Annotated in this window: 25 protein-coding genes; 5 read left to right on the top strand and 20 right to left on the bottom strand. The window is 32.9% G+C overall.

Annotated elements, in window-relative coordinates:
- Positions 1 to 412: 412 nt before the first annotated feature.
- The 15 genes from ACYFX0_RS25860 to ACYFX0_RS25790 form a co-directional block, all read right to left on the bottom strand.
- Positions 413 to 1,606 (bottom strand): macrolide family glycosyltransferase, encoded by a 1,194-nt coding sequence (locus ACYFX0_RS25860; RefSeq protein WP_460272008.1) that lies wholly within the window; start codon positions 1,604 to 1,606, stop codon positions 413 to 415.
- 92 nt (positions 1,607 to 1,698) lie between these two features.
- Entirely contained in the window at positions 1,699 to 2,379 is a 681-nt protein-coding gene (locus ACYFX0_RS25855) for a formylglycine-generating enzyme family protein (protein ID WP_000180349.1), read from the bottom strand.
- Between the two features lie 161 nt (positions 2,380 to 2,540).
- Positions 2,541 to 3,044 (bottom strand): DNA topology modulation protein, encoded by a 504-nt coding sequence (locus tag ACYFX0_RS25850; RefSeq protein WP_106082112.1) that lies wholly within the window; start codon positions 3,042 to 3,044, stop codon positions 2,541 to 2,543.
- Positions 3,041 to 3,970 carry a phosphotransferase enzyme family protein gene (locus ACYFX0_RS25845; protein WP_106082113.1) on the bottom strand — a complete coding sequence of 310 codons (930 nt, stop codon included), beginning with the start codon at positions 3,968 to 3,970 and terminating at the stop codon, positions 3,041 to 3,043. Before ACYFX0_RS25845 ends, ACYFX0_RS25850 begins: the two co-directional genes overlap by 4 nt.
- Positions 3,971 to 3,994: 24 nt before the next feature.
- On the bottom strand, positions 3,995 to 4,381 hold the full coding sequence (locus tag ACYFX0_RS25840) for a ribosomal maturation YjgA family protein (RefSeq protein WP_001093452.1): 387 nt from the start codon (positions 4,379 to 4,381) through the stop codon (positions 3,995 to 3,997).
- Between the two features lie 65 nt (positions 4,382 to 4,446).
- Positions 4,447 to 5,154 carry a class I SAM-dependent methyltransferase gene (locus tag ACYFX0_RS25835; protein ID WP_000655260.1) on the bottom strand — a complete coding sequence of 236 codons (708 nt, stop codon included), beginning with the start codon at positions 5,152 to 5,154 and terminating at the stop codon, positions 4,447 to 4,449.
- A gap of 21 nt (positions 5,155 to 5,175) precedes the next feature.
- Entirely contained in the window at positions 5,176 to 5,529 is a 354-nt protein-coding gene (locus tag ACYFX0_RS25830) for an MmcQ/YjbR family DNA-binding protein (RefSeq protein ID WP_000994625.1), read from the bottom strand.
- Positions 5,530 to 5,544: 15 nt separating this feature from the next.
- Positions 5,545 to 5,949 carry a GNAT family N-acetyltransferase gene (locus tag ACYFX0_RS25825; RefSeq protein ID WP_000288980.1) on the bottom strand — a complete coding sequence of 135 codons (405 nt, stop codon included), beginning with the start codon at positions 5,947 to 5,949 and terminating at the stop codon, positions 5,545 to 5,547.
- Positions 5,950 to 6,094: 145 nt separating this feature from the next.
- Positions 6,095 to 6,511 carry a GNAT family N-acetyltransferase gene (locus tag ACYFX0_RS25820; protein ID WP_000680538.1) on the bottom strand — a complete coding sequence of 139 codons (417 nt, stop codon included), beginning with the start codon at positions 6,509 to 6,511 and terminating at the stop codon, positions 6,095 to 6,097.
- Between the two features lie 28 nt (positions 6,512 to 6,539).
- Positions 6,540 to 6,911 carry a hypothetical protein gene (locus ACYFX0_RS25815; protein WP_106082114.1) on the bottom strand — a complete coding sequence of 124 codons (372 nt, stop codon included), beginning with the start codon at positions 6,909 to 6,911 and terminating at the stop codon, positions 6,540 to 6,542.
- Entirely contained in the window at positions 6,908 to 7,684 is a 777-nt protein-coding gene (locus tag ACYFX0_RS25810; protein ID WP_000450757.1) for a serine hydrolase, read from the bottom strand. The genes ACYFX0_RS25815 and ACYFX0_RS25810 overlap by 4 nt, the downstream gene beginning before the upstream one ends.
- A 127-nt stretch (positions 7,685 to 7,811) precedes the next feature.
- On the bottom strand, positions 7,812 to 8,324 hold the full coding sequence (locus ACYFX0_RS25805) for a GNAT family N-acetyltransferase (protein WP_106082115.1): 513 nt from the start codon (positions 8,322 to 8,324) through the stop codon (positions 7,812 to 7,814).
- An 80-nt stretch (positions 8,325 to 8,404) separates the two neighbouring features.
- Positions 8,405 to 9,406, bottom strand: coding sequence for an HAAS signaling domain-containing protein (locus ACYFX0_RS25800; protein ID WP_106082116.1), 1,002 nt, complete (start codon positions 9,404 to 9,406; stop codon positions 8,405 to 8,407).
- Complete coding sequence (locus ACYFX0_RS25795; RefSeq protein WP_000339347.1) at positions 9,393 to 9,740, bottom strand: PadR family transcriptional regulator; 348 nt, start codon at positions 9,738 to 9,740, stop codon at positions 9,393 to 9,395. The genes ACYFX0_RS25800 and ACYFX0_RS25795 overlap by 14 nt, the downstream gene beginning before the upstream one ends.
- A 234-nt stretch (positions 9,741 to 9,974) precedes the next feature.
- Positions 9,975 to 10,295, bottom strand: a complete 321-nt coding sequence (locus ACYFX0_RS25790) for a DUF952 domain-containing protein (RefSeq protein ID WP_086398322.1) — start codon at positions 10,293 to 10,295, stop codon at positions 9,975 to 9,977.
- A 124-nt stretch (positions 10,296 to 10,419) separates the two neighbouring features.
- Between ACYFX0_RS25790 and ACYFX0_RS25785 the strand changes: the two genes are divergently transcribed.
- Complete coding sequence (locus ACYFX0_RS25785) at positions 10,420 to 11,106, top strand: hypothetical protein (protein ID WP_001095278.1); 687 nt, start codon at positions 10,420 to 10,422, stop codon at positions 11,104 to 11,106.
- Between the two features lie 221 nt (positions 11,107 to 11,327).
- Entirely contained in the window at positions 11,328 to 11,888 is a 561-nt protein-coding gene (locus ACYFX0_RS25780) for a GNAT family N-acetyltransferase (RefSeq protein ID WP_000337120.1), read from the top strand.
- Between the two features lie 313 nt (positions 11,889 to 12,201).
- On the opposite strand, the gene ACYFX0_RS25775 is transcribed toward ACYFX0_RS25780, so the two are convergent.
- From ACYFX0_RS25775 to recQ, 4 genes are all read right to left on the bottom strand, one after another.
- Complete coding sequence (locus tag ACYFX0_RS25775; protein WP_000065164.1) at positions 12,202 to 14,277, bottom strand: HelD family protein; 2,076 nt, start codon at positions 14,275 to 14,277, stop codon at positions 12,202 to 12,204.
- Positions 14,278 to 14,507: 230 nt separating this feature from the next.
- A complete protein-coding gene (locus tag ACYFX0_RS25770; RefSeq protein ID WP_001004294.1) occupies positions 14,508 to 15,251 on the bottom strand; it encodes a class I SAM-dependent methyltransferase in 744 nt (247 codons plus the stop codon).
- A 182-nt stretch (positions 15,252 to 15,433) separates the two neighbouring features.
- On the bottom strand, positions 15,434 to 15,817 hold the full coding sequence (locus ACYFX0_RS25765; protein ID WP_106082117.1) for a gamma-glutamylcyclotransferase family protein: 384 nt from the start codon (positions 15,815 to 15,817) through the stop codon (positions 15,434 to 15,436).
- Between the two features lie 25 nt (positions 15,818 to 15,842).
- Positions 15,843 to 17,960, bottom strand: coding sequence for a DNA helicase RecQ (gene recQ / locus ACYFX0_RS25760; RefSeq protein WP_106082118.1), 2,118 nt, complete (start codon positions 17,958 to 17,960; stop codon positions 15,843 to 15,845).
- Between the two features lie 1,120 nt (positions 17,961 to 19,080).
- On the opposite strand from recQ, the gene ACYFX0_RS25755 reads away from it, so the two are divergent.
- From ACYFX0_RS25755 to ACYFX0_RS25745, 3 genes are all read left to right on the top strand, one after another.
- On the top strand, positions 19,081 to 19,704 hold the full coding sequence (locus ACYFX0_RS25755; RefSeq protein WP_000287725.1) for a hypothetical protein: 624 nt from the start codon (positions 19,081 to 19,083) through the stop codon (positions 19,702 to 19,704).
- 164 nt (positions 19,705 to 19,868) lie between these two features.
- A complete protein-coding gene (locus ACYFX0_RS25750; RefSeq protein WP_000606231.1) occupies positions 19,869 to 20,225 on the top strand; it encodes a hypothetical protein in 357 nt (118 codons plus the stop codon).
- Between the two features lie 135 nt (positions 20,226 to 20,360).
- Positions 20,361 to 20,813 (top strand): hypothetical protein, encoded by a 453-nt coding sequence (locus ACYFX0_RS25745; protein ID WP_000877575.1) that lies wholly within the window; start codon positions 20,361 to 20,363, stop codon positions 20,811 to 20,813.
- Between the two features lie 37 nt (positions 20,814 to 20,850).
- On the opposite strand, the gene ACYFX0_RS25740 is transcribed toward ACYFX0_RS25745, so the two are convergent.
- Positions 20,851 to 21,392 (bottom strand): IS3 family transposase (locus tag ACYFX0_RS25740; protein ID WP_460270783.1); only part of this gene is annotated, 542 nt, incomplete at its 5' end.

Here is a 21,392-nt window from a genome sequence, read left to right as displayed (position 1 = left end):
GCTTTGATGTAAAAGAATAACAAGAGACAAACTTGTACCGATGTATGTATTAATTATGCATACACCGCAGTGAAAATATATTTTTTCCTTGTGAAATATTTCACTTTATGAATATATAATGACATAGAACTCGCCTAAGCATGTGCAGAAGTTGTGCAGAAACAGTGAAATTATTACTAACATATAAAACCACATCCTGAAATCATAAAGTAAAACTTTAATTAGTTGGGGTTTTACGGTCGGTTAATACGGGATAAAATAAAAGTGTGCAGCAGAAATTGTAGACTTAGTTCTCAAAATTCACATTTAGTATTTTCATTTTTTCCATTTAAACAATTCTTCTCTTCTTACAACAGAAAAGTGTCTATATCATTTAATATAGACACTTTTTTCATGTATAACTTTATATTTATTACTGACCTACAAATGTAAAAATTTCATCAACAGCTTCCTTATATCCACCCGATGTTCGGAATGATTCCTTCAAATTCAAAGCAGCCTCTTTATATGAAGGGTTATTTAAAATTAACTCCACACTTTCACGCAATTTCTCCACGGTTAATTCATTCATATGTAATTGAACTCCTGCTCCAAGACTCTCCACTTGCTTTGCGATTGCTGGCTGATCTGCACTTTGCGGTATTACAACGAGCAGAACCCCGTTATATAGTCCTTCATGCGTACTGTTCATCCCGCCGTGTGTAATAAATAGTTTCGTATAAGTAAGCAGTTCGGTTTGAGGCACATAGTGTTTCACAATGAAGTTTTTAGGAATTTCGCCTAGATCACTTATTTTCGTTTTATTACCAATAGACATAACAATTGTATGCTCACTATTCTCAAAGGGCTTCATACACAGTTTATAAAAGTCAATCGCTTCATTAAAAACAGTACCTAATGAAATATAAATCGGACTTTTTTCTTCAATTGAAGTAAAATCAACGTCTCTGTTTTTCACGTGTGCAGAGATAGATGGTCCTACAAATTTATATGTTTCATCAAACGTATCACCAAAAGGCTGGAACTCCTTAATTGTATACACAATAGTAAGGGGTGCAGGATTACAGAAAACTTCATACTGTGATTTTATTTCAACACCATATTTTTCAGCAATTCCCTTCGTTAAGTTTTGAAAATCATTCTGTATTTTATCATGAATTTCTACTGGAATATTTTTTGACAGATGACCTAACATTTGTTCAAAAGATTTTTCATCCTGCGCAAAAGATGTACATGAATTTATGGATGGCAGTTTAAGAATTTGAGCAATTAAGTGCCCACAGCCAAACATAGAATCATGAATTATGTAATCAAAATGTTCACCTTCAATTTGTTCTAGAACACTAGGTATAACAATATCCGCTGTATGTAGAAGACCGTTTATTCTTTCCTGTAAATAATTTCTGCCTCCAGATAGAAACGCTTTTATAAATTTTTGATCATCAATCGTTCGTACAGTAGCACCTGTCTTTTCAATCCGCTCCCTGAAAGCTTCTATTGAGAAATAAACGACCTCTTCACCGCGAGAAATCAATTCTTCTACAACCGGTAAAGTTGGATTTATATGTCCTTCTGATCCAGCGTTAATACATAAAACACGCGCCATTATAAACACTCCTTACGTTAAATCATTTCTATGTTAGCAAGAGTATGGATTCTCTCCATACTCTTTTCTTTGTTGTTCGTATCATATTCCTGCTAAATTGACCTAGCAAGTCTAAAACCGAGATCTTCTATATGAAATGTGGGATGGCTTCGGCGACGACAAGTAGCGCCGCAACCTCTCGCTGCCTCCGCCCAACTACCTCCACGAAAAATGCGGTATGATCCGTATACTTTTTCATCATACAAATCATAGCACCATTCCCAAACGTTCCCTAGCATATCATAAAGTCCCCATGCATTCGGTTCCTTTTGGCCAACGTCATGAATTTGTCCATTTGAATTTTCATTATACCACGCTATATCAAGAAGTTTCCCGTATGTATATCCGGTTGTACTTGCTTTACATGCATATTGCCACTCTGCCTCAGATGGTAATCGGTAGCCATTCGAATCTAAATTACATTTCACAATTTGACCAACATCACTAATAGAATAATATTCTTTTAATCCCGCTATTTTTGAAAGTACATTACAAAACGCAATGGCATCGTTCCATGAAATATTTACAACTGGTTTATGATTTTTTTCAAAATTATTTAATGTACTATTTGTAATAGCATCATATAGTTCCATTGTTACAGCATACTTTGCAAGAAGAAATGGTTGAATTTGTACTAGCCATTCTTTTTTTATTCGATCATCTCTTAATACTACCTCTCCAGCTGGAATATTGACCATTAATGAATCGATTAGTTGAATTAAATCGTTAGTCATTTTCTATTCCTCCAAACGTTCATTTTATATGAACTTATAGTCATATACTCATTACAAAATACAATTTTCAAAAAGCGTTAAATTTTTCATAATAAAAAACGATTAGTTTTATTAAACTAATCGGTAAGATCCACAAAGAATTTTTGTGTTACATTCTATTATTATATGTGCTCTAAAAATTTCCGAACCTCATTTGGAGATTTTAAAACAATAACCTTTTTCTCTTCGGGCAATTGCTCTAACTCTTTTAAAATTGTAGGTCGTTTAGCATTAGGATATTCCCATATCCATTTAAAAAATTGCAAATCAAATCTTTCTTCACATCCCGCGCCCATATCTGGTCTTGTTTTATTTCGGTATTTTACAATTCTTTTAAAAGCACGATAAATACAAATTGTTCTATGAATATCAAGGAAAATAATTGTATCAGCTGCATTCAGTCTGATACCCATCATCCCGCCATAATTCCCATCAATAATCCACTTCTCATCTTTAATTAAGTTATTTTGAACTGTTATTTGTTCTTCTCTCGGAGCACCTTCCCAATTCGGTTTCCAAAATAATACATCAAGATGATGCACCTTAATATTTAATTTATTTCCTAACTGTCTTGCTAGTTTAGATTTTCCTGAACCACCAGAACCAATTAATATTATTTTTTTCATACCTTTACGATACCTTCTATAACTTCTTCAATATCTTCCTTATTAGCAAAGATCCAGAAGAACATTTCTTCATTTAACTTTAATAAATCTGGTAACTGGACAAAATAAGCAATAAAGATAATTTGAATTGAAAGCATAACATACCAAATAGCTTTTAGTTCTTCTTTCGTTAAATCATTTTGTTTATAATAACCTTCAAAGACTTTGCTAACGATATGTAACCATTTTCCTCTTAATCTTTCATCACTAAATAGCTCGCTTAATACACTTGTACAGCAATAACATACATCAAATATTTTTACATTATTTTCTAAAATCTCGAAATCTATAAACCCTTCCAGTTTATCATCTTTAAAGATTACATTTGATAGATGCATATCACGATGAATAATTTGTCTCGGTAATGGATGGACCGTTTCCTTGAAATCTGTGTGCATTCGCTCCATCTTTTGAATTACCTCTCGATGAACATACTCATTCTTTTCTAAAATTGGTATAGCCCATTCAAATACCGTCTTATATAAATTTCTTTTTATTAACTCATGATCACTATTCACCGAATGTAATGCTTTGTGCAGATTAGCTATTTCTTCTCCAATTGTACTTGCTAGCCTTTCCAGCTTATCCGTATCTTTTATTTCTAAAACACTTCCGGCAACATACTCATATAAGCAATAATATTTTTCTTTATATAATACATATTGTTCATCATTTTCTGTCTTTACTACTCTCTGTACTTTAATTCCCTTTTCATACAGTTGATCCAAAACATCGAATTCAACTAGAAGTTGGTCTATCGATCCCGTTCTCTTTAAAATATACTCTTTATTCTTGCATATAACCTTCGCTACTTTTGGTTGCATTATAGTAGCTGTGACATGTTCATTTTGAAACCAAAACTTTGCAATTTCCAGTGCTTGTTCCATTTACAAATACTCCTTTTACAATTCTTATTTCTTCCGAAAAATAACCTCACACAGTATTCCCACTCCAACACCAATTGTATAAGCCACTAAATCACTCCACAAAAAACCGTATCCCAACACGAGTCCACCCAAAGTCGTTGCACGCATGCTATCTATCCATTCAGCATGATACAATTGGCTCACTTCAATCCCGTAGCAAAACATTAAACTAATAAAAGACAACTTCTTCGTCTCTGTTTTAAGAAACAAAAATCCAAAGCCAGTGAAAATCATTAATGCCCATAAAGCATCGCCTAAGTAATCATTTAATAGATGTGGTAGTGCAAAAGAAAACTTCCTTGAGCTAAGACCTAAAATAATAACAACTATAGTAAATAGTGCATATAATACTCTATTTCGTTTCGTATTCATTTTAAAGTCTCCTAATATATAATGTATAACTGTAAATAGCTAGTAAAATAAAGTTATTTTACTAGCTATTTATTAGTTGCTTTTATGATAAGAAAATGTGGATTCATATTTAGATAATAATATGATTTTTCGTCTACTTCTTTCATCTTTTCAACTGCCTTCGGTTCCACTATCTCTTCTAATACAAAATAATTTGTAGTTTCATTTATTATGTCTTGTAGTGACCTTCTGAAAAACTTGACTTCAATAGTAATATTCGGTTTAACCCAAGTATCTATTAATAACTGTTTTTCAAAATAATTTTCACATGGAAACTTTGTGAAATCCATAAAAGGATGATGAATAGAATAAATAAGTTCTCCACCTGGCTTCAGTACACGACGAAATTCTTGAAATACTTGATTCCAATTTTCTAAGTAATGAAGAGTTAACGAACTTACAATCACATCATACGTACTATCTTCAAATGGCAATGTTTCTTGCAGATCATGACAAAGGAACGTTGCTTCTTCTCCTATATTTTCTTTTGCTGCTTTTACCATTTCAGGACTTATATCAATTGCTGTAACATTTGCTCTTCTTCCTATGAATTGAGAAGTATACCATCCAGCTGCACATCCAGCATCTAGTATCTTTTTTCCTTCTAGTTCCTTTGGAATAAGCTCCATCATCGCCGGTCTTTCATAATAACTGTTATATGGATTTGCGAAATCTAGATTTTCTTTATATGTACTCGCTAATTTATCATACGTATCTTTAATCGAATCTTTCATTACACACACTCCTAATACATATTAATTCATTAACTCCTGCTGCTTTTTCTTTGAAAATGATTGTAGTACTAAATCATACGACCAATCAATCATTTTATTTATTTGCTCCTGTTCTATACCCTTACGAATATAAACGGTATTCCAATGTTTTTTATTCATATGATACCCTGGAATAATTGTTTCTGGATAATCTTCTCTTATTCTTAATGCGACTTCTGGATCACACTTCAATGTAATCGCAGCTTTTTCACCTTCTTCATGATTTACTATCGCAAATATTTTATTATTAAGCCTCATACATGTTGCACTCCAACCATCTGGAGAATCTTCTGTCGCTTTTCTTTTCGATAAACAGTACGCTCTTGTTGCATTCATTTTAATTGGCACCTCTTATTCTTTCCCTGTTTGATTACGATGCATCACAATTTGCTTCGTTGCTTGAAATTGTTGCTCACCATAAAACTTTATTAGCTTCTCTCCGCAAAATAGACTAACAATATCAATATGAGATATTTCTCGAAGTAATATTGTAAGCATCTTCTCTCCAATACCTTTATTTCTTACACTCTCATGTATGACAACATCTTCAATGTATGCTCGAAAAACACCATCAGAAACGACTCTAGCAAATCCAATTAATTCATTTTCTTCCCATACTCCAATTGCTATACTATTCTTTAACATTATTTCAATATCGACTTCTTTTCTTTCTGGCCACCAACCGACAGAATCATAAAGTTTTTTTATTTTTTCTGCACAGACTGGTTGTTCTTGTTGCAATTTATACGTGTACATATGCTTTCTCCCATCAACCAATATACATAATATTATTATCCCGCTATTTGCCGTGCAGTAAGACCCCACCTCAAAATTCAGCAAAAGCAAAGAAGTTTGGTGGGATCCGGCTACCCGTAAAACCCCCACTGATTAAAGTTTCACTTTATAATCTCTTTTCAAAAAAGTGCTGACTATGACCTTTCGGGTGATCTTCAACGACACCATACTCCCTGTAACCGTGCTTTTTATAAAATTCTGGTGCTTGGAAACTAAATGAATCTAGCAATATTAATCTACACCCTTTTTCCTTCGCAATACCTTCAATTTCATGTAAAAGTTGGCTACCATAACCGTCATGACGAACTGATTCATCAACCCATAAAAAGTCGATATGAAGGTGATAAAAATACATTGTACCTGTTACGCCACCAAAAATTTTTCCTTCTTCATTTTTTACTACGAGGCTTACTTCTTCCATCGTCTGTCTTGCCTCATCTGTTAAGATGGACATATTATATTGAATAACTTTATTTTTAATATATTCTCCTTCAGTGCGTGTACCGTTCTTTATATGTTTCATATATATTGCTTCCTTTCAGCTTAGTAAGCTACATTTTATTTTTTCTCTTTAAAATACTAATACATACGAATCCACCATATGTAACAAAGCATGAAAAGCCAATTATCCCTGGTACAGAGACATAGCCTATCCTTATGTAACTTATAACTGCGAAACAAATGATAGACAATAAAATAGATGGCCAAAATATAAGAGCTGTTTTTCTTCGCCCTCGTTTCGATTTACTTTCTTTCCCTTCAGAAACACGTGTACCAAAAAGCAATACAATACAAATAAGGATTGCTGCAAAGTAAATTGTATCTAATGACAAATTGTGATTATATAGTGCGATTCCAACTTCAAGAGCAATAATCGTTAAAATTAAAATAATGATTGTTGAAATCTTTAAGTTTCTTTTCAACCGCTCACTCCTAGCATGTTTTCACTATATTCTTTGTATATGTACTTTAAAACTACTGCAAAAGCTTCATCTACCTCTTTATTTTCACGTCGATTCGGTAAATCTTTTCCCCCAATCACATAAAGAAGCGGAAATTCGTTAAACATTCCTATTATACCAATATTTATTGTAGCTGTGAGCAATCCACCTGTCATATGAGCTAAATGATAATATGGGATTTCTTCATACTCTCCTTGTTGTCTTACCATGCCACTAATAATTGGTTCCCATAATTCTGGTTCTGATTTATAACCTTGAAAGGTTTGTATCAAAAGGGCAAGAACTTCATTTAAGTCTCCAATATTTTTCTCATCTCTAGCATTCTCTTGTATATGAATTTTTGAAAAGTACGTTTGTACATACATTTTCACAGCATCCCATCCACCACAGTGCATTACAACTGACTGTGCAACGTAACTATCATGACAAGCTATCATTACCTCGACCGCTTGACTAAGTGTTAAAGAAGTTCTTCCTTGTAAATGCGGATATAACTGCGTACTATCTTCATGCGGATTAAATTTAATGTGATGAAGTATATCATTCCAATTATGTTTATTTTCCTTCACCATTTGTGCTACTACAAATCCAATAACTAATTTTGCTGCTGATGCTAACGGAATATTTAATTCACTATTATATGAAGCAACTATACGATTGTTTTTTGTAGAATAAATTTCCATTCCCACATAATTAGATTGTACCTCTTTTATTTTATTTATGACAGTTTCCATTTCCATCCCTCTTTTCATATCGTTATATTAACTTCTAATAATTCAATATTGAATATAAAAAACCTTTTCATCAGCTATTAAAATAAGAAAAAGGTAGCATGAATTTTTTCTTGCTACCGAAAAATATTTATTCTTCTATAGGATTTTCAGGACCGTTAAGCTCCAGCTGATAAAAAGCTAAATCTAGCCATTTATTAAACTTATAACCAGCTTTTTTTATTGTCCCTGCATGAACAAATCCATAGTTTTGATGCAAGGCAATACTTTTCTCATTCTCTGCATCAATTCCAGCAATTAAGGTCATATACTCTCGTTCCTTCCCAATTTTAATTAATTCTTTCATGAATAAAGACCCAATGCCATTTTTTCTATATGTCTTATCTACATACACAGAATGTTCAACTGAATATTTATAAGCAGGCCACGCTCTAAATGGGCCGAATGTCGCAAATCCTACTACTTTATTATCTAATTCGTATATGAAAATTGGATACCCTTCGGCCTTTTTTTGTTCATACCAATCTATTCTATTTTCAAGGGTTACAGGTTTATACGCATATACAGCTGTTGTATAAAGTATCGCATCGTTATAAATATCTAAAATGTATGCTAAATCTCTTTTCGTTGCTTCCCTTATCATTGTTTTCTTCCTTTCATCATGTTCATCTTATTTCACTATCTTTTTAATAGTTTTATTTTACCGAAATTTCCGATTTTTATCTAAGTACGAATACTAGCTTTTCGGAAACCATCAAATATATTTATTGCAGCAGATAACGTATAGAAGAAAATTCCTCCCCCAATGAGCCACGTTTTAAACTCCTCTGTGGAAATAGTAAATGCATTTGCCAAATACGTAATAAATCCTGTGTTAAATAAATGTGGATTTACTACAATTACAATGAATACTATCGTCCCAGCTACTTGAAGAATAGCATTTCCAATCGCCAATCTTTGCGTCCATTTTCCTTGCACTAATTTATAAAGGGATATACCTATTTCAAAAACGATCATAATTACAACGATTGGCCAGTACTGCAGTAAAACATCTTGATTAAAAGTTGGCGAGACAAACTTCAGTCCATTTTCCGTACCATTGTATACGCCAACGAGATGATTCGCATAAAAGTAAAGTGTAGCCCATATTGCCGTCCACATTAGACCTCCAAACACTTCAAACTTTGAGATCGCCTTTTTCTTCGGGATATACGCAATATTTTTCAAATCATCTGGCGTCCATTTTTTTAAACTTGTTGTTAATGGTTGTGGGTCCTTTTCTTTATCCATTCTTTCTATAACAGCAAACACAACTGTCAGCCAGAAAAATACTTGGAAACCTACTTCAAACGTTCTTCCAATGCCTTCACCTATCAATTTTAAAATAACATTTAATACAGCCTGATCACCACTATAACTAATAAAATTTTCTGCAACCATTGAAATAAGCGCAATTACAACTGCGATTGGTAAGATCATTTTTAATAATGTCATATATACATCAAAATAACGTGGTCCAATTAAATGCATTGGTCTATCCAAGTACCCATTAGCTAATGAAACTGGACTTCCCAATTTTTCAAGAACTCTTTTTTCATCATCTTCATTATAATCATCCGGTAACATATCCTCGATTGTTGACCGTAGTTCAAGAATAATATCTTCACGATTTTTTTCAGGTAATCTCTTCGCTACTTCCTCGACATAAATATCAATTAAATTCATTCTTGTCCTCCTCCTTTAATAAGTTATAAAGTTCCTTCGAATCCTTTATCCATTCCTTTTTTAACTGCAAAAATATCTCTAATCCGTATTCACTTAAAACGTAATACTTACGCGGTCTACTCTCCGTTTTATCCCAACTACTCGTCACTAGCTCTTGCTTTTCTAATCGGCGAAGTAGTGGATATAAAGTACTTTGATCGATTGTGATCCCTGATTTCTCCAATAATTGGACAAGTGAATACCCATACTGCGGTGTTCTTAACTGGCTTAAAACCGCTAATGTTAATGTTCCTCTTCTTAGTTCAGTAATTAACGAATTTAATAAAGCATCCATTCACTCACCTCTTTCCCATTACTATATGTCATACAGTATATGTTTTATACTATGTATCGTACAGTATTAGTGTGATAAAAACAATATTTTTTACAAAAAAACGGATAATGAAATACACTAACTATATGATTTGCGCTTTTCTCACTAACATATATAACATACTTATCTTTTTTAATCAGTGGGGGTTTGGTTCATTCCCCACTGATTATCAGCCCTCACCAATCGAGCTGTCTGTTAATGCGGGATAAACTCTCCGTTTTCTTTATGCAATGGAACAACCTCTACAATCGCCTCAACATTAATTACTCCGTAAACATGCGGATATTCTTGACCGTTAGAAGCAAGTTCATATTTTACTTCTGCTTTTAATAGGGTTGGATCAATTGTAAGTAATAAAACATCTTCTTCATGCTTGAAATATTTTTCTGCAACTTTTAAAGCTTGATCTACTAATGAACAATGAATAAATCCCTCTTCTATAAGTGAATCTTCATTAATTTCTCCAATTATTTTTGCGATTTCCCAATTACTTTTCGTAATTACTTTTGTAATCATAGTAACTCTCCCTTTTTAATTTATGTAATGATATAATAACACTAAATTTTCAACACGTTCTTAATAGATTGGGGGACTTATAATACATAAACCTCATACTGCATTACAAACCATTATTATAAATATGAATACAAATGAACATTGGCATGATTTTATTTGTTACTGTCAGCATCGCGAAGCGGGACTTCGAAAATTAGCTTATAAACATTTAGAGACATTTATTTCAAATGCAAAGAAATGGGAATCAAAAGATCAAGAAGAGTTTGCCATTTCGCTGTTTACTATTTTAGATGCATTAAACGAAAAAGATGAGGTCTTAACTTTCTCACTAAATAGTTTTCTAATTGATATTCTATATAGATGGACAGAAAACAATCCGATTGATTCAAGACCTTTTAGATGGATAGGAATTTATATGGACTCTAGCAATAAAGAAGACGATTTAGAAAAATCCCTTCGAAAAGCGATTGAATTAGGTGGTTATACCGAACAAAAAGCCATGATATACCTAGTTTCTAATTACATCAATACTTTAGAATTTGGTACAAATGAATTCCCTTCAGGTTATTGCGGAGATTTAAGCGAATGTATAGAAAAACTTCCCTATATGCTGCAATTAATTAATAGAATTCAGAATAAGAACATAAAGAAGCTACACATTGGTCAAATACAAGTACAACTACACCTTATTCTAGATTGGTTAAAACATACACAAATTCCAGTAGATGCCGTTCGTATACGGGAAAAAGGACAAACTAAGGAATTAGAAAAGGTCATTGTATATTATTTATACAACAGCTCAAGTCGTTAATTCATCTTGTACAGAGATAATGAATTTGTTTAAAAAACGCCAGTCATGTTATTCAAAAATCGGGTTATATAACGGAATAAATTATTGTAAAAATTAGAAACATTTGAAATAATCGTTATTAAGTTGAAGCAGAGCGAATGCAGAAAAAGGTGATACGACTTTTTCTTACTTAAGAATCGCGAAACAGTTAAAAATTTTAATTAATTATATTCCGAAAGGGTGTGTGTAGTATCTTATCAACTAATGTTTTTACTTATAAATCTAAGGATGGAAAAACAGTAATAATTAGAGAAGCTAAAGAACAGGATGCAGAAAGAATACTAGATTCTGCTTCAAAAGCTTTAATAAACGCTCCATACACGCTAAGTACGGTTGAGGATGTAAAAAAGGTGCGTATCGATGCTATTCAAAAAACGTTAAAAGCTTATCATGAAAATCCAAATTATGTACAGTTTATTGCTGAAGTTGATGGTAAGTTAGTCGGTGCAATAGATTTTAAGAACGGAAACAAAGAAAAAATTAGTCATCAAGGGGCTTTTGCGATGACCATACTACCTGAATATCGAAATTATGGTATTGGAAGAGCTCTTCTAGAAACGTTAATCAATTGGGCTAAAAATAACAGTAAGATTGAAAAAGTTTGTCTTGAGGTAATGGAAGATAATCTAGGTGCAATCCAGTTATATAAGAATCTAGGCTTCTTTGAAGAGGGTAGAAAAGCAAAGGGTGTAAAATTGGATGATAGCTATCAAAATTTAATATTAATGGCTTTATTCGTTTAAAATTGAACATTATTCAACAATGGGCGATATTGTTGAATAAAACTTAGATTTTCAAACGACTTTATTGTTATATTTTTAAGTACAGTGAAGTATCTTATATCGAAAATTAAATAACTATGTTTTAACCCCGTCCTAAATTTAGAGCGGGGTTATACTTGTTTTAGGTTTTAAAATTAAATAACTTTATTGTCATTTTACACATCTACCATTTCAATATAAAAAAGAGGATTTTCATACAGTACTAGAAAATCCTCTTTTTATATTTATCCCACATTAGCTTGCAGTAAAACTCCCCACTGATTATAGTTTCACTTTATTTTAATCCTTTAATTAAAGGTGACGCTTCCCCACTATGGAAAATCCATAAATCATGAAGTGATCTCGTACATCCGACATATAGTAACTTTGCATCATGTTTTGTGTTTTTGTAATGTTCTTCATCCACATCAATTAAAAGCACCGCATCAAATTCTAAACCTTTCGCTAAATAGACAGGTACTACTGAAATACCACCTTCATATTTACTTTGATCTGCTTCAATAACGTTTACAGCCAATCCTGCTTTTGTTAATTTCTCATATATATCGCGGCATTCATCGTCTGTTCTTCCTATTACCGCAATGGTTTTCACATCTTCGTTTTGTAGATGTTTTAACGTCTTCATAATCTCATTAAATTGATCTTCTGCATGGATTACCTTAACATCTTCACCACTGCGAAAAACTGGTGTTGCGAGCCCAACTGGAATCTCTGCATTTTTAATTATTTCGTTCGCAAATTCTATAATTTCTTTTGTAGAACGATAACTTCTCGTCAGTTCATAATAACCTGTTTCTTGGAATACTTCTTTAAAAGCACTCCAATCTTCAATTCCTTGATAATCATAAATTGCTTGAGATAAATCACCTAATATAGTAAAAGAATTACCTAGTGTAATTTCTTTTAATACATAAACTTGGAATGGTGGAAAATCTTGCGCTTCATCAATAACGACGTGATGGAATTTCTGTCCGATTTCAATACCTGTTATGCGGTGATGTATGTAAATTAAAGCTGGTAAATCTTCTACATACACTTCTTTTTTACGACAACTCTTTTCAGTTTCTTTCACAAGTTCTTCAGGCAATACTTCGAGTATTTCTTTACTTTTCAATATTGAACTATATAGTGAAAGTGGGCTCATTTTCGGCCAAAACTTCATATAAGTGTTCAATCTCTTTGTCGCTTCTTTTTTTAATAATTTCTTCTCGTTTGTTTCTCCATACTTTTTCAGTTCAATTTCAATCCAGCGCTTCATTCGGCCGACTAATCTTTCTCTTCTTTTCTTTAATGGATAATGTTTATATTCAACTTGCATCCATTTTTTTATGTCTTCTACTGGAATAATAGCTTTGTCCCATGCCTCAAAATCACTTGTTGGTATTAATTCATTTTCAAATTGAATCATTCTCTCTTCAATAAAGAACTTAAATTCCAGTGTACCTTTCAATTTACCGAGCATAACCTTTTCTTCATCACGATTAATTGAAAATGCTTCTTTCAATTTTTCTTCTGTCTGCTTTAGTTTCACTGAATCATCTAACGTACGTAATGCCCAATCCGGAAACGTTGTTTGACTAATATTCCCTACACCTAATTCAGGAAGTACACTCGAAATATAGTCTAAAAACAGACTATTCGGCGCAAATACGATCATTCTCTCAGCTTCTAGCTGCTCACGATATTCATAAATCAAAAAAGCAAGGCGATGTAAAGCAATTGTTGTCTTTCCGCTCCCTGCAACCCCTTGAATTAATAATGGCAAGTTTCTTTCCGCACGAATAATATCATTTTGTTCCGATTGAATCGTTGAAACAATATCCTTTAGTTTATTATCTTTATTCTCACCTAATCGATATAGAAGAAAATCATCGGCATGTGATACATCTTCATTTCCTTTTACATATGTATCAACGACACGTTCAAGTTCTCTTTTTCGAATAGAAATGTTTCGTTTTAAATACACATCACCTTCTACTAACCCATCTGGTGATTGATAAAATGCTAATTCTTCTCCACCGGTAAATGAATAAAACATACTTGCGACAGGTGCTCTCCAATCAATAATGATTGGTTTCATCGTGTCCATATCCGAAACCCCTACTTTTCCAATATAAATCGGCATAGCTGCTTCTTTACCATCTTCCTGAAAATCTAACCTTCCAAAGTACGGCTCTTGCACACCAATACGTAAATTTTGTCTATTAGACTCTCTCATACTTTCAAGAATTTGCTCCTTAAAATCTTCTCCATAATAAACTGGGATTTTTTCAAGCTTATCCAATTGCTCATCCATCGTATGCAAAGTATCCTTCATTTTTTGTAACTCATCTTCAAATATGTTGCTCATTTCGACGATTCCCTCCTGTCCGTTCTAATTTTTCAGTCGAAGTATCATTGTATTAAAAATCCAATCATAAAGTCAATAGTTTCTATTTAAATTTTCCGAAAAAACTTACTTTTCATCTTTCTAATTTAAAAAGAATATGCAACATTTAAATCACACAACTACACATATATTAAATTGATGTATACAAAAACGACAATTATTCACACAATAAAAGTAAAAAGAGTAAGGATTTAATCCCTACTCTTTTTTACTTTTATTCGATATGATAAACATTCATTTAAAGAGGATCGCTCTTTATATTTCCCAGCTTCAAAATCATGCGCTCCTCCTGGGAAAATCCCAACTATACTTAAATGAGCCTCGGCACATAAATTACTAATCTCACCTACAGCATAGCAGCGTAAAGATTGTGTCACGATATCATTTGAAGAATCTATTTCCCACCAATGGTCTAGCATTCTTGCATTTTCACTATCATATTCATACTTTCGCATTGCAGAACCTATCGGCATTTCTTGTCCATTGGCCTTTTCCCAATATAACGGTTGATAAATATCAATAAGTGCACATCCATCATCCATCATCCAATTTTTAATTCGTTTTAATAGAATCAATTGTTCCTCATCTGTTCCTACACCAAATCCGTCTAAATAAATAACAACATCAAACTTTTCTTTAAAGTTAATTTTATAAAAATCGGCGCAATGAACCTCAATATCATTAGTAGCATGTTCTTTTGCAAACATAGCTAACTCCGGTACAAGCTCAACAGTAGTCATTTTTACATTCAAATTAGACATCGCCCTTGCAAATCCGCCATTTCCAGCTCCTAGTTCTAACATCGTCTGAATTGGATATCCAACTTGTTCTTGCACTTCTTTAGCAACTTCCTGTAACCAATTTTCATTATTTATATCATAGCTTATTAGTTCAAATTGTTTTTTATAAAATTCTTTTACATTTAATTCGTTCATTATTATTCTCCTCCTGCAAATTATTTTTCTGTTACAGGTGAGAAACTAAATTTCTAATGCCCATGAAAAATCCTCCTTTTGATTTCCCTATATTTACAATTCATCAAAATAATAAGAATTTTGAAAGTGAAAGTATAAAAAATAGATAATGGATTATTCCACTATCTACTCTTTAGCTACTTTTATTTTTCTTTTTGATACTCCACCCAGTCACCAGAATCAATAACTTTCAATATCATCTTTTTATCTTGAGCGATATACACATATGCTTCTATTTCCCTATCAGCAACATATACTGTTTGCGTGATTCGATCATATAAATCGGTCTCCGCATTACCTGTATATTCTTCTAGTTCATCTAACTTACACAATATCTCATAATTTACTACATAAACTTCTCCATACACCTTTTCTTCAATCGAATAAGTCATAGCCGGATATCCTTCATTCGTATCAAATAATTTTCCATATGTCCAAGCTCTGTCTGCAATGCACGTTGCACCTAACATATAATGAGCATTCGTTTGTCCTCTTCTTAACGTGCCATAAACGAAAACATGATACATAAAATCTTATCCCCTTTATATGTCTCTACTTTTTTATTTGTAAATAAGCACGAATCATAAAGTAACTCACTTCATTCGGAAGCTGTTCTTTAATAGATTTCAGACCACCCTCAGCATTTTGAACGGCAGTTTCAATAAGAGATTCATACTCTGCTGGAACAAAACTTTGCCACTCTACTTCCATTCCATCCTCGTAGCAGCGAATTAAATGGTTTTCGATTGTTTGTCTTGATAAGTTACGTTCTTTTGCAATCTCATTCAAATCAATACCTTGTTTATACATTTCATACGTTTCTAAATGAGAATTTGCGGACGCTTTTCCTGACTTTTTACGCTCTGCAACTACTTCTGTCTTAATCGTTTCAGCGTAATTTGGATTTTCCTCAATAAAATGCTGAACTGCTTGTAAGAAGTGCGAGCCATATTTCACAAGTTTGTGTTCTCCGATACCTTTTACCGTCAACAATTCGGAATCACTTTGCGGCATTTTCACGCACATATCTTTCAATGTTTGGTCAGAGAAAATAACGAACGGAGGTACACCTTCTCCTTGTGCAATTTCTTTACGTACCTCACGAAGCACTTCAAATAAAGGATGGTCTTGTACAATTTGTCTTGTCTCTACTCGTTCTTTTCGTAAAACATTCTCTTTACCAAGTAATACTTCTTTCCCTTTTTCTGTTACTTTTAACGTCGGATAAGTGCCATGTTCAACTGCAATTAACTCATCTGAAATTAAAAACTCAATAAACTCACTGACCTCTTTTACACTACGGTTCGATAAAAGCCCATACGTTGGTAAAGTATGAAAATTAAATTCAATAACTTTCTTATTTTTCGACCCCGTTAATACTTGCGCTATCATTTGCTTCCCAAAGCGTTGGTTCGTTCTAATCATGCATGATAAAACCATTTGTGATTCCCTTGTCACATCAATGCTCTCGCGATCGTCTGTACAATTACCACAGCGTCCACAATCTTCTTTCGGTTCTTCTCCAAAGTATTGCAAAATGAATGATTGTAAACATTGTTCTGTATGACAGTAATCGGTCATATTTTGCAATTTTTCAAGTTCATTTGAAAAACGTGATTCTCCAGTTGATTGATCAATTAAAAAACGCTGTACTTGTACATCTTGAGAAGAATATAACAATATACATGTACTATCTAATCCGTCACGACCAGCACGTCCTGCTTCTTGATAGTAACTTTCCATATTTTTTGGAAGCTGATAATGAATTACGTAACGAATATTCGATTTATCAATACCCATCCCGAATGCAGATGTTGCTACCATTACACTTACTTCATCTCGTAAAAAGAGTTCTTGTTGCTCATTTCGATCACTATCACTCATACCAGCATGATATTTTGATACAGAAACTCCAGCCTTCATTAAATCTTCATATAACTGATCGACTACTTTTCTAGTAGCTGCATATATAATCCCAGATTCCTTTTGATTTTGACGAATATAATCCGCCAAATATGCATTTCGATCTTGCCCTTTAATGACAGAAAACGATAAGTTCTCACGCTCAAACGTTGTCATAATTGTATTTTCTTGATTAATTTCAAGTGTGTTACAAATGTCCTCACGTACTTGCGGTGTTGCTGTTGCTGTTAATGCTAATACGAGCGGTTTTTCTGGAAGATAATCTAATATGCGATGTATATGTAAATAACTTGGACGGAAATCATGTCCCCACTGTGAAATACAGTGTGCTTCATCAATCGCAATCATAGGGATTTTCATATCGATAAGTTGGTCAACAAACTCCATCGAATCAAGACGCTCAGGCGCGACATAAAGTAATTTGTAATGTCCTTGTTTCGCTAATTGAATTCGCTGATTTGCTTCGGCAATAGAAATAGAACTATTAATATATGTAGCTGAAATGCCATTCTGTACCAATGTATCTACTTGATCCTTCATAAGTGATATTAAAGGCGATATAACCAACGTCGTTCCTTCAAATACTAATGCCGGAATTTGATAACAAATCGACTTACCGCCACCCGTTGGCATAATACATACTGTATCTTTCCCATCTAGTACATTTTTAATTGTTTCATCTTGTCCTCTTCGAAACGAAGAATAACCAAAGTAGGACGCTAAAAGTTCTTGTGCTTTAGTAAACAAAAAAGAGTCACCTGCTTTTCTTTATCTTTCATCTACTTCTATTATATCAATCACTTATGCGACTTGAAAGAGATGAATAGATGCTTATTATTTTTTCATTATTCTATGTTTCTCCACCTATTTAATATGAATTAGCATCCATGTTTTATATGTTTTACAACATTTATAACGTAAATCCAGTAAACATGAAGAAAGAGTTTCAATTTAAATATTCATTTTATTTCCCTTTCTTGAATACTACTAATCGTATACATATAAATTCAGGAGGTTTCTATATGAAACATCATAATATGAGTTCCATCACGGCAAAAAAGAAAACAACACAACTCCAATTCTCTAATAATGATGCGTGGAAATATGAATCATACTATAAGTACCAACCATTATTCTCTTATAAAAAGCTTTTTAATTTTCTTTCTCAACTTTTTAGATGTTAATATATGCGCAAAAAATATATCATTCGCAGAATTTTTCTCAATATTAAATGTATAGACTTACTACAATTCAGTTGTTACCATATATAATAATCTGTTGGATAAACCCCTTAAGTTGACCTGCTTATATTAGCAGGTCTTTTTCATGATTACTTACTTCTACACCTCAATCTCACTTCCAAGTCTTTTTTCCATTTTATAACCATATTTAAATCCCAACAATTAATGATAATCATAAATTGTTGGGATTTTAATTGTTCACATATAATTATGCAATTCTTCTTTCTCAATACACAAAACACATTTTACTTGTTACTATGAAAGTACTCCAGATGAGTTTTTGCTCATCGACATTATCTAGTTAATGGGGCCTGCCGCGGGAAGCAGGTCCCTTTGACTGTATTAAGGTCCCAATTTCATTTGGACACATTTACCAGGTTTTTTCAAAAGAATTTTATGATAACATTACGTAGTCGAGTCCGACATCTCGGCAATACCCTTTTGAGGGTCTGCAACTTCCCTTACAGACCCTCTTTTACTTTATATTCAATTTATTCATATATACCACAACACCATTCATTGAATTTCTCCATTTCAAATTCCCTAAAAATAATCTAGGACACGTAACTAAAAATAAATCTTCATCATACTTTGAGTTATACATGTTCAAAGGAGTGTTACTATTTATGTATTCTTATTGGCAATCGTATTACTCCCCCTACCATAACCCTTATGTAAACTATGATTTATCCGTACGGAACTACCGAATTAGTAAAAATGAGAATTTTTTAAAAGGGTATATGCGTTCTTTATGGGAACAACACGTCGCTTGGACGAGATTGGCTATTATAAGTATAGTATTTAATTTACCAGATGTTAATGTTACTGTTGGACGACTTCTACAAAACGCAACACATATGGGACTATCACTTGAACCATTTTACGGTGAGGATGCAGTGAAAAAATATAGTGCATTAATTAAAGATCACTTAGTAATTGCAGCGGATCTTGTTAAAGCCGCAAAAGCTGGTAATCAAAATGCAGCGGCCGCTATAGAGAAAAAATGGTACGCTAATGGTGACGCAATTATTGAATTCCTTAACAGGATCAACCCATATATAGATAAAGAAGAATTTAGAAAAATGTTTTATGAACATTTAGCACTAACGAAAGCAGAAGCACTTGCCTTCCTAAATAAAGATTATGAAGCAGGAGTAAAACTTTACGATAAAATTGAAAAAGAAGCATTAGAAATGGCTGACATGATAACAAACGCAATCGTAAAACAATTCCCGCAAGTATTTCAATAAAGTGAAACTTTAATCAGTGAGGGGTTTGTTCATCCCCCACTGATTATCAGCTCTCACCAATCGGCTTATTTAGTTTTCTCTCCATGATATTTCACCTCTCCTCTTTACATTTAGCTTATATCGATATATTTTATTAATATCCGTTTTTTATAGGAGGAAATAGTTTGATTAACGCGATTGGTCTCGTTTTTATACTTACAAATAAACACGAGAAAAAAAAGAAAGTTTACTTAAATGAAAAATTTGCACTAATAGATATTATTGATTCTAAAGAAGTATTTGATGATGAAGGGAATCCTTTAGTAGAACTAACATGTAAATACAGTATATATTTAGATGAAAAATATTACTGTAAATCTCTCGATGATTATACCGGACAAGTCTTTCCTTTCTTAAGTGCAAAAATAGGAAAAGGTCTTCTAAGAAACTTAAACTACTACTTTTCTTACGTTGATGCCTATGATAAGAAACCACCAGTTAAAGAAATAAGACCACTTATGAAACAAGTAACTAACAGATAGCCAAAAATACCAAAAAAAGAAAGCATCTAACCCTGGATGTTTTCTTTTTTATTAAAAACTCATTAACTTTCATCCTCTTCTAAAAGTATGTATCCAAGCATATTTTAAATTAAAAACATTGGAGGATTAGAGTGAATGAAATACTCAGAAACAATTATAAGCAAACGACTTCGAATACTTAAAATGACGGGTATGTTTTTCATGCTAGTGTTAATAGCATGGATTGGCTATACAAAATTACTTTATGAAAACGGCTTTCTTCAAGAAAAAAAGAATTCAGTAGAAGTAATGAACACTAGCATTACAGGAGAAATAGAGCAGCTTTTTCATATAAACTTGCAAGGTTATCGAAAAACAACCCTTGATGCTGTTATAGAAGCCAGTAAAACCGATCCAAGTGAACTATCCTTAATTGAACTAGTCAACAAATCCTGCTCGCGAGATTGCATAGGTGAACCAGTTACATATGTAAACTCAAACAATGGATATATCTTTTATAAGGAATCTAATGGAACTAATGTAGCTATAACGGTTAAAAAGAAAGACACATGGGTAATTGTAAAGAAATCTGTTCAAGATGGAATATAATTGAAGTGACCCCTAAAAGTTAGACACGGTTATTTCATTAGGCAGCTTGATAAAAGTGAGTCCGGTATTGTACCGGGCTCATTTTTAATTTTGCCTTAATCCGTTTCGTATTATAATAATCTATATATTTTTCTAATTCTATTTTAAAGTGCTCTACATTTTCAAATTCTTTTATGTAGAGGAACTCCGATTTCATAATCCCAAAGAAATTTTCTATTACTGCGTTGTCGTAACAGTTGCCTTTTCGAGACATACTCTGGACGATAGCTCTTGATTCTAGTGTACGGACGTATTGTCTCATTTGATAATGCCATCCTTGATCCGAATGCATCAGTAGCTGGTGCGTTTCAGGTAAACGTTCCAATGCTTTCTCTAACATGTCTGAAACAAGCGAATACGTCGGTCTAGAACCAATTGTATAGGTAATAATTTCACCATTATACAAATCTAATACAGGTGATACATACAGTTTTTCTCCAAACAATTTAAACTCTGTGATGTCTGTTACCCACTTTTGATTCGGTGCATCTGTATGAAAATTACGCTCTAAAATATTAGGTGCAATTCTACCGACTTTTC

The organism is Bacillus sp. NEAU-Y102 (assembly GCF_054788175.1).
The sequence above is the reverse complement of the archived record's forward strand: the minus strand, read 5'-3'. Positions and strand labels throughout refer to the sequence as shown.